The organism is Stenotrophomonas sp. HMSC10F07 (genome assembly GCF_001807895.1).
GTDB classification, from domain to species: Bacteria; Pseudomonadota; Gammaproteobacteria; order Xanthomonadales; family Xanthomonadaceae; genus Stenotrophomonas; species Stenotrophomonas sepilia.
Genome location: NZ_KV791377.1, coordinates 1 through 12,435, shown reverse-complemented (window position 1 = coordinate 12,435; position 12,435 = coordinate 1). Strand labels below are relative to the sequence as shown.

At 66.8% G+C, this 12,435-nt stretch carries 13 protein-coding genes; 3 read left to right on the top strand and 10 right to left on the bottom strand.

The window, feature by feature from the left end; all coding sequences use genetic code 11:
* Positions 1-35: 35 nt before the first annotated feature.
* From truD to HMPREF3114_RS09850, 10 genes are all read right to left on the bottom strand, one after another.
* The gene (gene truD, locus HMPREF3114_RS09895) at positions 36-1,067 is read right to left on the bottom strand and encodes a tRNA pseudouridine(13) synthase TruD (RefSeq protein ID WP_053500071.1); all 1,032 of its coding nucleotides are present in this window, start codon (positions 1,065-1,067) and stop codon (positions 36-38) included.
* Entirely contained in the window at positions 1,064-1,561 is a 498-nt protein-coding gene (gene ispF / locus HMPREF3114_RS09890) for a 2-C-methyl-D-erythritol 2,4-cyclodiphosphate synthase (protein WP_053500069.1), read from the bottom strand. Before ispF ends, truD begins: the two co-directional genes overlap by 4 nt.
* A gap of 34 nt (positions 1,562-1,595) precedes the next feature.
* Positions 1,596-2,294, bottom strand: coding sequence for a 2-C-methyl-D-erythritol 4-phosphate cytidylyltransferase (gene ispD, locus HMPREF3114_RS09885; protein ID WP_053500067.1), 699 nt, complete (start codon positions 2,292-2,294; stop codon positions 1,596-1,598).
* Entirely contained in the window at positions 2,291-2,644 is a 354-nt protein-coding gene (ftsB, locus tag HMPREF3114_RS09880; RefSeq protein ID WP_005416028.1) for a cell division protein FtsB, read from the bottom strand. The genes ispD and ftsB overlap by 4 nt, the downstream gene beginning before the upstream one ends.
* Before the next feature lie 4 nt (positions 2,645-2,648).
* Entirely contained in the window at positions 2,649-3,941 is a 1,293-nt protein-coding gene (eno, locus tag HMPREF3114_RS09875; protein ID WP_053500065.1) for a phosphopyruvate hydratase, read from the bottom strand.
* Between the two features lie 96 nt (positions 3,942-4,037).
* Positions 4,038-4,367, bottom strand: coding sequence for a hypothetical protein (locus HMPREF3114_RS09870; RefSeq protein ID WP_053500063.1), 330 nt, complete (start codon positions 4,365-4,367; stop codon positions 4,038-4,040).
* Positions 4,367-4,714, bottom strand: a complete 348-nt coding sequence (locus HMPREF3114_RS09865; protein ID WP_053500061.1) for a hypothetical protein — start codon at positions 4,712-4,714, stop codon at positions 4,367-4,369. The genes HMPREF3114_RS09870 and HMPREF3114_RS09865 overlap by 1 nt, the downstream gene beginning before the upstream one ends.
* Positions 4,711-5,541, bottom strand: a complete 831-nt coding sequence (gene kdsA / locus HMPREF3114_RS09860) for a 3-deoxy-8-phosphooctulonate synthase (protein WP_053500059.1) — start codon at positions 5,539-5,541, stop codon at positions 4,711-4,713. The genes HMPREF3114_RS09865 and kdsA overlap by 4 nt, the downstream gene beginning before the upstream one ends.
* An 89-nt stretch (positions 5,542-5,630) precedes the next feature.
* Complete coding sequence (locus tag HMPREF3114_RS09855) at positions 5,631-7,295, bottom strand: CTP synthase (RefSeq protein WP_070489685.1); 1,665 nt, start codon at positions 7,293-7,295, stop codon at positions 5,631-5,633.
* A 400-nt stretch (positions 7,296-7,695) separates the two neighbouring features.
* Positions 7,696-7,929, bottom strand: coding sequence for a hypothetical protein (locus HMPREF3114_RS09850; protein WP_005416022.1), 234 nt, complete (start codon positions 7,927-7,929; stop codon positions 7,696-7,698).
* Positions 7,930-8,100: 171 nt separating this feature from the next.
* On the opposite strand from HMPREF3114_RS09850, the gene parE reads away from it, so the two are divergent.
* The 3 genes from parE (at position 8,101) to HMPREF3114_RS09835 (ending at position 12,288) form a co-directional block, all read left to right on the top strand.
* A complete protein-coding gene (parE, locus tag HMPREF3114_RS09845; RefSeq protein WP_005416021.1) occupies positions 8,101-9,990 on the top strand; it encodes a DNA topoisomerase IV subunit B in 1,890 nt (629 codons plus the stop codon).
* 112 nt (positions 9,991-10,102) lie between these two features.
* On the top strand, positions 10,103-10,681 hold the full coding sequence (locus HMPREF3114_RS09840; RefSeq protein ID WP_005416020.1) for a GNAT family N-acetyltransferase: 579 nt from the start codon (positions 10,103-10,105) through the stop codon (positions 10,679-10,681).
* Between the two features lie 110 nt (positions 10,682-10,791).
* Positions 10,792-12,288 carry a S10 family peptidase gene (locus HMPREF3114_RS09835; RefSeq protein ID WP_032954081.1) on the top strand — a complete coding sequence of 499 codons (1,497 nt, stop codon included), beginning with the start codon at positions 10,792-10,794 and terminating at the stop codon, positions 12,286-12,288.
* The last annotated feature ends 147 nt before the right edge of the window (positions 12,289-12,435 follow it).

The window sequence follows — 12,435 nt, the reverse complement described above, 5'->3', positions numbered from 1 at the left end:
ACAAACGACTTAATTCCCTCCGTCCCCTTTTTCTGTCAGGCCTGCGCGGCGTCTTCGACGGGGCCGAGTTCGTGCAGCACGGCGGTGGCATAGCAGCCCGGCGGCAACGCGAACGAGAGTTCCAGTACATCACTGGCCAACCACTGATGCTGCAGCAACGCCGGGCGCAGGCGCAGCGCGCGGCGCTCCTGTTTCAGCCGTGCGTCTTCCAGGCCAGCGCGCAGCGCCTTCGATTCCTCGTCGTCCAGCGCGGCCAGCTCCAGCTCACGTGCAGCGTCGGCGCTGCGCAGCTCGCCTTCGCCCCACAGCGGCGCGCTGGGATGGATGTCGAAACGGGCCAGGCGCTCGGCCAGCACGTCGGTGTAGGGTTCGGGGCCGAACACGCTGCGGCTGCCATCGAGCATCCACACTTCACCGTCCAGCGGTTGATCCCAGTTGCCCTGCGCCACGCGCGCGGCGAGCACACGATTGAACAGCGCCGAGCGGGCGGCTGACAGCAGCAGCGAACGCTGGTCCTTGCGCATGCGGCGGCCACCGAACATCGCCAATGCGGCAGGCACGTTGCCGCCGTCGCGGCCGAAGCGCTGCTCGCCAAACCAGTTCGGCAGGCCGCGCCCGGCGATCTGCTGCAGGCGCTCGCTGATCGTCGCAGCATCGCCCTGCACCTCGCGCAGCACCAGCCTGAAGCGGTTGCCGGCCAGTGCACCACGCTGCAGCTTGCGGTTGTGCCAGGTCGCTTCGAGCACTTCGATCTCATCACTGGCCAGCTCGGCCAGATCCGGCGCGACGCGCTTGGGCAGGTGCACGCTGAAACGCTGGGTGGTGACCGCATGCCGATCCTTCATGCCGGCGTAGCTCACCGCCATTTCCGGCAGGCCCGCCCACTTGGCCAGCCGCTTGGCCACATGCACGGTGTTGGCGCCGCGCTTGCGGATGTGCAGCAACAGGTGCTCGCCTTCACCGGTGGCCTCGAAGGCCGGCAGTTCATCCACCTGGAAATCGTCCGGCGTGGTGCGGATGCGCGCCGTCAACAGCGGCGCACCAAACGCCAACGGCAGCGGGATCATGCCGCCACCAGCAACACGACCGCCTGCGCGGCGATGCCTTCGCCGCGGCCGGTGAAGCCCAGCTTCTCCGAGGTGGTCGCCTTGACGCTGACCGCGTCCAGCGGCAGCTGCAGCAACCCACCAATGCGCTCACGCATGGCCAGCGCATGCGGGCCAACCTTCGGCCGCTCGCAGATCACGGTGATGTCGGTGTTGCCAACGCGCCAGCCACGCTCGCGCAGCAGGGTGTCGCAATGGCGCACGAAATCGCTGCTGTCGGCGCCCTTCCAGCGATCATCGCTCGGCGGGAAATGCTGGCCGATATCGCCCAGCGCCAGCGCACCGAGCATGGCATCGCACAGGGCGTGCAGGATCACGTCGCCGTCGCTGTGCGCCAGCACGCCGCAGCTGTGCGGCACGTTCACTCCGCCGAGCATGATGTGATCGCCTTCACCGAAGGCATGGACGTCGTAGCCCTGGCCGATACGGACGGGCGGGAACGGTGCGGTGCTCATGGATGCAGCCCTTGCAGCAGGGCCGCGCGGGCAGTCAGCCGGCGCGGCGGGAAAGTACGAATTCGAACCGGTCCAGATCGGCCGGGGTGGTGACCTTGAAGTTCTCCTCGCTGCCTTCCACCAGCAGCGGGCGCTGGCCCTGGCGCTCCATGGCCATGGCCTCGTCGGTGACTTCAACACCGGCAGCGGCGGCGTCGGACAGCGCGCGGCTGAGCTGGTGGCGGCGGAACAGCTGTGGTGTCAGTGCACGCCACAGCCGCTCGCGCGGTTCAGTGCCATCGATGCCACCGTCGTCGCCCGCACGCTTGAGGGTGTCGCGCACCGGTGCGGCCAGGATCGCCCCGACCGGATCGGCACGCCCGACTTCAAGCAGGCGGCCAAGATCGGCCAGCGACAGGTTGGGGCGCGCGGCGTCGTGGACCAGCACGAATTCATCGGCGCGCACCGAGTCCGGCAGTGCCTGCAGCCCGGCCAGCACCGAGGCGGCACGGGTCGCGCCGCCGATGCAGGTCAGCACCGGTTTGCCGGCCCATTCGCTCCAGCCCGGCCAGTCGCCGTCGTCCTGGCCGATCACCACCATTGCGCCGGCCACGGCCGGGTGCGCCAGCAGCGCGTCCAGGGTATGGGCGAGCAGGATCTGCCCGCCCGCCTGCAGGTACTGCTTGGGCAGCGGCGCACCAAAGCGGGCGCCACGGCCGGCAGCCGGAACCACCACCCAGATCGCCGCGCTCATGGCACGTCCGCCGGGTGATCGCCGGCCTGGACAGTGACGCCTGCAGCGGGCTGCGCCGGACGGACCGGCGCATCCTCGACCACGCGGTAGAACTTCTCACCGGGCTTGATCATGCCCAGCTCGCTGCGCGCGCGCTCCTCGATGGCGGACTGGCCTTCCTTGAGGTCCTTCACTTCGGCGGCCAGCGCGTCGTTGCGCTGCTGCAGGCCCTCATTGTCCCGTTCCTGGTTGGCGACCTGGGCTTCGAGCATCATCACTTCACCCGAATTGCCCGGACCGAACCAGAAGCGGTACTGCAGCCAGCCCAGCAACAGGGCCAGCACCAGCAGCATCCAGCGCCAGTCGCGCATCGGCTCAGCGCTTCAGCGAAACGAACGCGTCACGACCGGCGTAACGCGCGCCGGCGCCGAGGGCTTCCTCGATGCGCAGCAGCTGGTTGTACTTGGCCACGCGATCGCTGCGGCACAGCGAGCCGGTCTTGATCTGGGTGGCGGTGGTGGCCACGGCGATGTCGGCGATGGTGGTGTCTTCGGTTTCGCCCGACCGGTGCGAGACCACGGCCGCATAGCCGGCGCGGTCGGCCATGGCGATCGCTTCCAGGGTTTCGCTGAGCGTGCCGATCTGGTTGACCTTGATCAGGATCGCGTTGGCGGTGCCCGAGTCGATGCCTTCCTGGAAGATCTTCGGGTTGGTCACGAACAGGTCGTCACCGACCAGCTGCACCTTCTTGCCGATGCGGTCGGTCAGCAGCTTCCAACCCGCCCAGTCGTTCTCGGCCAGGCCATCTTCAATCGTGATGATCGGGTACTGCGCGGCCCAGTCGGCGAGGAAGTCGACGAACTGCTCGGAAGTCAGGCGCTTGTTCTCGCCGACCAGATTGTACTTGCCGTTCTCGAAGAATTCGCTGGAAGCCACGTCCAGGCCCAGCAGCACGTCTTCACCGGCGGTGTAGCCGGCCTTGCCGATTGCTTCGAGGATGGTGTCCAGCGCTTCGACGTTGCTGCGGAAGTCCGGCGCGAAGCCGCCTTCGTCGCCCACCGCCGTGCTCAGGCCGTGGCCCTTCAGCACCGACTTCAGCGAATGGAAGATTTCGGTACCGGCGCGCAATGCTTCGGAGAACGAGGTGAAGCCGACCGGCAGCACCATGAACTCCTGGAAGTCGACGTTGTTGTCGGCATGCGCGCCGCCGTTGATGATGTTCATCATCGGCACCGGCAGCGACGGGGTCACGCCGGTCCGGGCAGCCAGGTACTGCCACAGCGCCTGCTTGCTGGATGCGGCGGCGGCGTGCGCGGCGGCCATCGAAACACCCAGCAGTGCGTTGGCGCCCAGCCGCCCCTTGTTCTCGGTGCCGTCCAGATCGATCAGGCGACGGTCGAGGCCGGCCTGGTCGGTGGCTTCAAACCCCTTCAGCGCGGCGGCAATCGTGGTGTTGACGTTGTCAACGGCCTTGCGCACGCCCTTGCCCAGGTAACGGGTCTTGTCGCCGTCACGCAGCTCGACCGCTTCCTTGGTGCCGGTCGAGGCGCCTGAGGGAACCGCGGCGCGACCGAACGAACCGTCCTCCAGGATGACTTCGGCTTCCAGCGTGGGATTGCCACGGCTGTCGAGGATTTCACGGGCGTGGATGCTGCGGATCGTACTCATGGTCGGGCCGGTTACCTGTCTGGAGAGGGGGCGACAAAACGAATGCCGCGTGATTATCCCCGGCTGCCCGCCACTTGCCAAATGGCGTGGCCTGCATCAGCCCCAGCTCGACCCGATCACGATAAGGACCAGCGAGACCAGCATCACCAGCAATGCACCGGCAATCGCCGCAAGGATGGGGCCACGCCGCCGTCGCCAGGCCAACACCATCGCCACCGGGCTGCCGAGAAAGCACAGCACCATCGTGACCAGCGCGCCCAGCATCCACCACTGCGTGGCCTGCACGCCATTGTTTCCGTCCCCGGGCGGCCGGAAGCCGGCGGTGAAGGCCAGCACGCCCACCACCAGGGCCATCCAGGTCAACACGGACAGCGCCAGCGCGATCAGGCCCCAGGGCCAGCCGCGCGCTGATGGGGTCGTATTCATCAAAGCCATCCGTAGAACAGGGTGCCGATCCACAGAGAAAGCAGGATGATCGCCAGCCCTGCCGGTACCTTGCCATGGTTCAATCGCCAGGCCAGCACAGCCGAAGCGACGCACCCTGCGCTGGCCAGCAGCTCTCCGACCACAAGCGCAATGAAATACGCCCGAAGATCGAGCACGCTGCCGCCATCACCCGGTGGGCGCACTGACGCGGCGCCGATCAGCACCAGGCAGAACAAGCCCACGGTGAACACCGCGGACAGCCCCAGCGCGATCAGGCCCCACGGCCACTGTCTCCAGTGCCGGCGGCGGCGCTGGGCTTCCAGCGCCACCCACGGGTCACGACTCACGCGAAGCGCGAAAAGCCGTGCTTCTTGGTCACCGCGTCGAGTTCCATCAGGGTCTCGAGCAGGGCCTCCATCTGGTCCAGCGGCCACGCGTTGGGACCATCGGACAGCGCCTTTGACGGATCCGGATGGGTTTCGGCGAACAGGCCGGAGATGCCCACCGCCACCGCGGCACGGGCCAGCACCGGCACGTGCTCGCGCTGGCCGCCTGAGCTGGTGCCCTGCCCGCCCGGCAGCTGCACCGAGTGGGTGGCGTCGAACACCACCGGGCAACCGGTCTCGCGCATCACCGCCAGCGAACGCATGTCGCTGACCAGGTTGTTGTAGCCGAAGCTGGCACCGCGCTCGCAGACCATGATCTGCTCGTTGCCGGTGGCCTTGGCCTTCTCCACGACCGGCTTCATGTCCCACGGCGCCAGGAACTGGCCCTTCTTGATGTTGACCGGCTTGCCGGCCGAGCACACCTTGCGGATGAAGTCGGTCTGGCGGACCAGGAACGCCGGGGTCTGCAGCACGTCCACCACCGAGGCCACTTCGTCCATCGGGGTGTATTCGTGGACGTCGGTCAGCACCGGCACGCCGATCTGCTTCTTCACTTCGGCCAGCACCTTCAGGCCCTCTTCCATGCCCGGGCCGCGGAATGCGGTACCCGAAGTGCGGTTGGCCTTGTCGAAGCTGGACTTGAAGATGAAGTTCACACCGAGCTTGTCGGTGACCTCCTTCAGCTTGCCGGCGGTATCAAGCTGCAGCTGCATCGACTCGATCACGCAGGGGCCGGCGATCAGGAACAGGGGCTGGTCCAGCCCGACCTCGAATCCACACAGTTTCATGGCGTTTCCTTGTTGTCCGCAGCACCGGACGGGGCGGTGCGCTGGGGGTTGAAGCATCCAGGATGGGGGCCGAAGCCCCCATTCACAAGTCAGGCGCGCGCTTCGGAAAGCAGCTTGCCGCCGGCCTTGCGCTCGCGCGCGGCACGGATGAAACCGATGAACAGCGGGTGGCCGTCACGCGGCGTGGACAGGAATTCCGGGTGCGCCTGGCAGGCCAGGAACCACGGGTGGGCATCGCGTGGCAGCTCGACCACTTCCACCAGGGTGTCGTCCATCGACTTGCCGGCGATCACCAGGCCCGCATCTTCCAGCTGGGTGCGGTAACGGTTGTTGAACTCGTAGCGGTGGCGGTGGCGCTCGGCGACCACGTCCTTGCCGTACAGCTCGCGGGCCAGCGTGCCCGGCTTCAGGCGTTGTTCCTGCAGGCCCAGGCGCATGGTGCCGCCGAGGTCGCTCTTGTCGTCACGCTTCTCGACATCGCCGCTGGCGGTGCGCCATTCGGTGATCAGGCCGATCACCGGGTTCGGCGACTGGCGGTCGTTCTCGGTGCTGTTGGCACCTTCCAGGCCCACCACGTTGCGCGCGTAGTCGACCACGGCCGCCTGCATGCCGTAGCAGATGCCGAAGTACGGCACCTGCTGCTCGCGGGCGAACTTCGAGGTCAGCACCTTGCCTTCGAAACCACGGTCACCGAAGCCACCCGGCACCAGGATGCCGTCGACATCGGCCAGTGCAGCCATGTCGGTGCCTTCCAGGTCCTGTGCTTCCAGCCACTTCAGGTTGACCTTGGTGCGCTGGCGCAGGCCACCGTGCTTCAGTGCTTCGCCGACCGACTTGTAGGCATCCTGGTGATCGACGTACTTGCCGACCACGGCAATGGTCACTTCGTCCAGCGGGTGCAGGGTCGCATCGACCGCGTCTTCCCACATCGACAGGTCGACCGGACCGGCCTTGTCGGCCAGCTTCAGCTGGTTCACCACGATTTCGTCCAGGCCCTGTGCATGCAGGCCAGACGGGATGCGGTACAGCACGTCCACGTCCGGCACGCTGATCACCGCACGCTCGGAAACGTTGGTGAACTGGGCGATCTTGCGGCGCTCCGAATCCGGCACCGCCTGCTCGGAGCGGCACAGCAGCACGTCCGGCTGGATGCCGATCGAGCGCAGTTCCTTCACCGAGTGCTGGGTCGGCTTGGTCTTCAGCTCGCCGGCGGCGCCGATGTACGGCACCAGGGTGAGGTGCATGAACAGCGCCTTCTCCGGGCCGCGTTCGGTGCGCACCTGGCGGATCGCCTCCAGGAACGGCAGCGACTCGATGTCGCCAACGGTGCCGCCGATCTCGACCAGTGCCACGTCATAGCCTTCGGTGGCTTCGCCGATGCAGCGACGGATCTCGTCGGTGATGTGCGGAATGACCTGCACGGTCGCGCCCAGGTAGTCGCCGCGGCGCTCCTTGCGGATCACGTTCTCGTAGATGCGGCCGGTGGTGACCGAGTTCTTGCGGCTGAGGCGGGTGCGCACGAAGCGCTCGTAGTGGCCCAGGTCGAGGTCGGTCTCGGCGCCGTCGTCGGTGACATAGACCTCACCGTGCTGGAACGGACTCATGGTGCCCGGGTCGACGTTGATGTACGGGTCGAGCTTCATCATCGTGACCTTCAGGCCACGGGCTTCGAGAATGGCGGCCAGCGACGCGGCGGCAATGCCTTTGCCGAGCGAGGACACCACGCCGCCGGTTACGAAAATCAAGGGAGTCATGGCTGCAAGCATCCTGTCTGGAAATGGAAAACGGCAGCACCACGCGCACCCGGAGGGCGGGCATGGTGCTCAGAGGGGGTTTTCCGGTTCGCTGTGGCAGCGAGGGAGGTGCGGATCCGTGCGGCGGCAGGCGCCGGACGGGAACCATCGTGCGAGGTCGGGGCGGCCGTGCCGGTCAAATCGACCGTCACCTGCGACCCGCCATGCTGGAAGCCACGCTTGGCCGCTCCAGCCCATTCGCAAAGGGTGGACACGCACTTACTCCCGGAAAGCCATAGTTTACAGATTGATGGCCGCCAACCCAAGAGGCTGACGCCACGTTCCTAAAAAGAAACGCCCCGCTGAGCGGGGCGTTCCGGAGCGCAACCCTTGTCGCAAGGGCGCCTGGCAGGTTGCGGGATCAGCGCTTCTTGCGCGCTTCCTCTTCCTCTTCCTGCTGCGGGGCCGGCTGGCCCTGCGCCTTCATTTCGGCATTGGCCTGGGCCCGACGCTTGGCCTTGGCATCGGCCTCGGCCTGCGCCTTGTCGGCCTGGTCACCCTGCTGCGGGGCCGGCTGGCCGGCGTTCTGCGCCACCACCAGCGGCACTGCAACGGCGGCAGCGGCCAGGATCGCAATGGTCAGCAACTTCTTCATGAGGTCCTCCTCGCGGTATGGCTTGGACGTTCAGACCCAACGGGGCCGCCGGCGTTCAGATTCCAGCGAGGGCTATTTTACCTCCTCTGCGCCGCCGAGACTGAACCGCAGGCGTGCAAATTCCCGTGCCAGACCCCACACTTGCCCGTCGCTCCAAGCTTTCGAAGACAGATGAACGCCCGCTATAACGCCGCCGATATTGAAGTCCTGTCCGGCCTTGACCCGGTCAAGCGCCGTCCCGGCATGTATACCGACACCGCGCGCCCGAACCACCTGGCGCAGGAAGTGATCGACAACTCGGTGGACGAAGCCCTCGCCGGTCACGCCCGTTCGATCGAGATCACCCTGTACAAGGATGGCAGCGTGGAGGTCAGCGATGACGGCCGCGGCATGCCAGTGGACATTCATCCGGAGGAGAAGATCCCGGGTGTCGAGCTGATCCTCACGCGCCTGCACGCGGGCGGCAAGTTCAGCAACAACAACTACACCTTCTCCGGCGGCCTGCACGGCGTCGGCGTCAGCGTCGTCAATGCGCTGTCGACCCTGGTGGAAGTGCACATCAAGCGCGACGGCGCCGAACACCGCATCACCTTCCGCAACGGCGACCGTGCCACGCCGCTGGAAGTGGTCGGCAGCGTCGGCAAGAAGAACACCGGTACCCGCGTGCGCTTCTGGCCGGACCCGAAGTACTTCGATACGCCGAAGTTCGCGGTGCGCGCGCTCAAGCACCTGCTGCGCGCCAAGGCCGTGCTGTGCCCGGGCCTGACCGTGAAGCTGACCGATGAAGCCACCGGTGAAGTCGATACCTGGTACTACGAAGACGGCCTGCGCGATTACCTGAAGCTGGAGCTGGGCGAGCGCGAATCGCTGCCGGCCGACCTGTTCGTCGGCAACCTGAAGAAGGACACCGAGGTAGTTGACTGGGCCGTGGCCTGGCTGCCGGAAGGCGAGCTGGTGCAGGAAAGCTACGTCAACCTGATTCCCACCGCGCAGCACGGCACCCATGTCAACGGCCTGCGCACCGGCCTGACCGAAGCGCTGCGCGAGTTCTGCGACTTCCGCAACCTGCTGCCGCGTGGCGTCAAGCTGGCCCCGGAAGACGTGTGGGATCGCGTGTCGTTCGTGCTGTCGCTGAAGATGACCGACCCACAGTTCAGCGGCCAGACGAAGGAGCGCCTGTCGTCGCGCCAGGCCGCCGGTTTCGTCGAAGGTGCCGCCCATGATGCGTTCAGCCTGCTGCTGAACCAGAACGTGGAACTGGGCGAGAAGATCGCGCAGATCGCCATCGAGCGTGCCAGCGCGCGCCTGAAGACCGAGAAGCTGGTCGTCCGCAAGAAGATCACCCAGGGCCCGGCCCTGCCCGGCAAGTTGGCAGACTGCATCAGCCAGGACCTGTCGCGCACCGAGCTGTTCCTGGTGGAAGGTGACTCGGCAGGCGGCAGCGCCAAGCAGGCCCGCGACAAGGATTTCCAGGCGATCATGCCGCTGCGTGGCAAGATCCTGAACACCTGGGAAGTCTCGTCCAACAGCGTGCTGGCCTCGGAGGAAGTACACAACCTGGCCATCGCCATCGGCTGCGACCCCGGCAAGGACGACATCAGCGGCCTGCGCTACGGCAAGGTGATCATCCTGGCCGACGCGGACTCCGACGGCCTGCACATCGCAACGCTGCTGACCGCGCTGTTCCTGAAGCACTTCCCGGCACTGGTCGATGCCGGCCATGTGTTCGTGGCGATGCCGCCGCTGTTCCGCATCGATGTGGGCAAGCAGGTGTTCTATGCCCTCGATGAGGAAGAAAAGCGCTCGATGCTGGACAAGATCGAGCGCGAGAAGATCAAGGGCGCCATCAACGTCACCCGCTTCAAGGGCCTGGGCGAGATGAACCCGCCGCAGCTGCGCGAGTCGACCATCCACCCGGATACGCGCCGCCTGGTACAGCTGACCGTGGACGATGGCGAGCAGACCCGCTCGCTGATGGACATGTTGCTGGCCAAGAAGCGCGCGTCCGACCGCAAGGGCTGGCTGGAGTCGAAGGGCGATCTCGCCTCCCTGGAAGTCTGACTCCCGCAGCCCTCCTGTAGAGCCGAGCATCGGCTCGGCTCTACAGAGATTCCGCCCCCATCGGCAAACCCGGCGGCGCCATAATGCGCGTCCATCCGTGCGGACCACCGTATTGGCCAGCCACTCGCTGCTGTTCCCCGACCTGCCGCTGCACAGCGCACGGCTGGTCCTGAGCCCGATCCGCCGTGACGACGCCGCCGCGCTGTTCGCGCTGCAGTCCAATCCCGACGTGATGCGCTGGTGGAATCATCCGGCCTGGACGCGACAGGCCGAGGCGCGCGAACAGATCGACGATGATCTCGCCGCCCATGCCATCGGTACCCAGCTGAAGCTGGCCGTGCGCGAATCGCTGGAAGGTCCACTGCTGGGCATCTGCGTGGTGTTTGCAGTGGACCGCACTGCAGCCCGCGCCGAGATCGGCTACCTGCTGGCACCCGATCGCCAGGGCCAGGGCTACATGCACGAGGCCCTGCAGCAGGTACTGGCCTACCTGTTCGGCACCCTCCACCTGCATCGCGTGGAAGCCGAGATCGACCCGCGCAACGCACCCTCCGCGCACGTGCTCGAACGCCTGGGCTTCCGCCGCGAGGGAGTGCTGCGCCAGCGCTGGCGCATCCAGGGGGAACTGGCCGACTCGGCCGTCTACGGCCTGCTGGCCGATGACGACGCGGCAGCCACCCTGCCCGCTTGACCCAATCTGGCCAGTAGCGGGCTCAACGCACGGCCATGCCTTTGGACACATACGACATGGGCCGCCACCGGCCTAGCATCGCAATCCCCTTCCGCTGCCCACCCGGTGCCATGAAGTCCCTGTTGCACACTGCCGCGCTCTGCGTCGGCCTGCTCATCGCCCCAGCCAGCGTGCTGGCCGCGCCTGATGCCGACGCCAAGCCCGATCCGAAGGACGACAAGACCGAGGCACCTGCGTTGCCCGCAGACGCCTCGGCCCGCCAGAGCATGCGCCTGGCCGGCCGCACCCTGGACTACACCGCCACCGTCGGCACCCTGCCGGTACGCGATGCCAAGGGCAAGGTGATCGCCGACGTGGTGTTCACCGCCTACACGATGCCGGGCAAGGACCGGCCGGTGACCTTCGCGCTCAATGGCGGCCCCGGGGCATCGTCGGTCTACCTCAACATGGGCGCGATCGGGCCCAAGGTGGTGACCTTCGGCTCCGAGGGTGACAGCGCGTCGGCGCCGGCGACGCTGCACGACAACCCCGGCACCTGGCTGGACTTCACCGATCTGGTGTTCATCGATCCGGTCGGCACCGGCTTCAGCCGCGCGCGCATCGGCGACGACGAAGCCAAGAAGGCGCTGTACAACCCCAGCGCCGACATCGAATACCTGTCACGCTCGATCTACGACTGGCTGCTGCGCAACCAGCGCATGGCGTCGCGCAAGTATCTGACCGGCGAGAGCTACGGCGGCTACCGCGGCCCACGCATCACCCACTACCTGCAGACCCGGCTGGGTGTTGCGATGAACGGCCTGGTACTGGTCTCGCCGTACCTGAGCCCGACCCTGGAAGACAACGCCGATGTCTCGCCGATGGCGTGGATGCAGACCCTGCCGTCGATCGCCGCCGCGCACCTGGAGCGCCAGGGCAAGCTGACCGATGCAGCGATGCGCGAAGTAGTGGAATACACCCGTGGCGACTACGCCACCGCGTTGATGAAGGGCCGCAGCGATCCGCAGGCGACCGAGGCAATGCTGCGCCGGGTGACCGAACTGACCGGGCTGGACCCGCAGTTCGTGCGCCGTGCCGGTGGCCGCCTGGAAACCCAGGCCTACCTGCGTGAAGTGTTCCGCGACAAGGGCACGCTGGGCAGCCGCTACGATTCCAACGTAACCGCGTTCGATCCATTCCCGAACGATCCGGAGCAGCGCGCCAACGATCCGCTGCTGGACAGCATCATCGCGCCGACCACCACGGCGATGGTCGACTTCGTGACGCGCGTGGTCGGCTGGAAGGTGGATGCGCGGTACCAGGCGCTGAACTACGACGTGAACCGGCTGTGGGACCGCAATGGCGAGCTGCGCGATGGCGCGGTGACCCAGCTGCGCCAGGCCGTGGCGATCGACCCGCACCTGCAGGTGCTGATCGTGCATGGCTGGAACGACCTGTCGTGCCCGTTCATGGGTTCGATCCTGACCGTGGACCAGATGCCGACGATGGGCAGCAATCCGGACCGGGTGCAGGTGCGCAGTTATCCGGGCGGGCACATGTTCTACAGCCGGGCCGACAGCCAGGCGGCGTTCCGCAGGGATGTGCAGGCGCTGTTCCAACGCAATTGAGGGGTTCGGCCGGGCCTGCGGCCCGGCACCCGCTGACTGCCACGGCCACTGCAACTGCAAAAGCGGGCATTCCGTGGGTTGGCGGAGCGGGTCCGGTTGCGGGGGACGCCGTAAACCCGTCCATGGGGGCTTGGTCGCGGCATCCAT

Bases quoted from the DNA above. Each gene is read 5' to 3' on its own strand.
- ftsB (WP_005416028.1), bottom strand. From the start codon at position 2,644: ATGCGCGACTGGCGCTGGATGCTGCTGGTGCTGGCCCTGTTGCTGGGC.
- ispF (WP_053500069.1), bottom strand. From the start codon at position 1,561: ATGAGCACCGCACCGTTCCCGCCCGTCCGTATCGGCCAGGGCTACGAC.
- HMPREF3114_RS09855 (WP_070489685.1), bottom strand. From the start codon at position 7,295: ATGACTCCCTTGATTTTCGTAACCGGCGGCGTGGTGTCCTCGCTCGGC.
- HMPREF3114_RS09870 (WP_053500063.1), bottom strand. From the start codon at position 4,367: ATGAATACGACCCCATCAGCGCGCGGCTGGCCCTGGGGCCTGATCGCG.
- HMPREF3114_RS09850 (WP_005416022.1), bottom strand. From the start codon at position 7,929: ATGAAGAAGTTGCTGACCATTGCGATCCTGGCCGCTGCCGCCGTTGCA.
- kdsA (WP_053500059.1), bottom strand. From the start codon at position 5,541: ATGAAACTGTGTGGATTCGAGGTCGGGCTGGACCAGCCCCTGTTCCTG.
- ispD (WP_053500067.1), bottom strand. From the start codon at position 2,294: ATGAGCGCGGCGATCTGGGTGGTGGTTCCGGCTGCCGGCCGTGGCGCC.
- HMPREF3114_RS09835 (WP_032954081.1), top strand. From the start codon at position 10,792: ATGAAGTCCCTGTTGCACACTGCCGCGCTCTGCGTCGGCCTGCTCATC.
- truD (WP_053500071.1), bottom strand. From the start codon at position 1,067: ATGATCCCGCTGCCGTTGGCGTTTGGTGCGCCGCTGTTGACGGCGCGC.
- eno (WP_053500065.1), bottom strand. From the start codon at position 3,941: ATGAGTACGATCCGCAGCATCCACGCCCGTGAAATCCTCGACAGCCGT.
- parE (WP_005416021.1), top strand. From the start codon at position 8,101: ATGAACGCCCGCTATAACGCCGCCGATATTGAAGTCCTGTCCGGCCTT.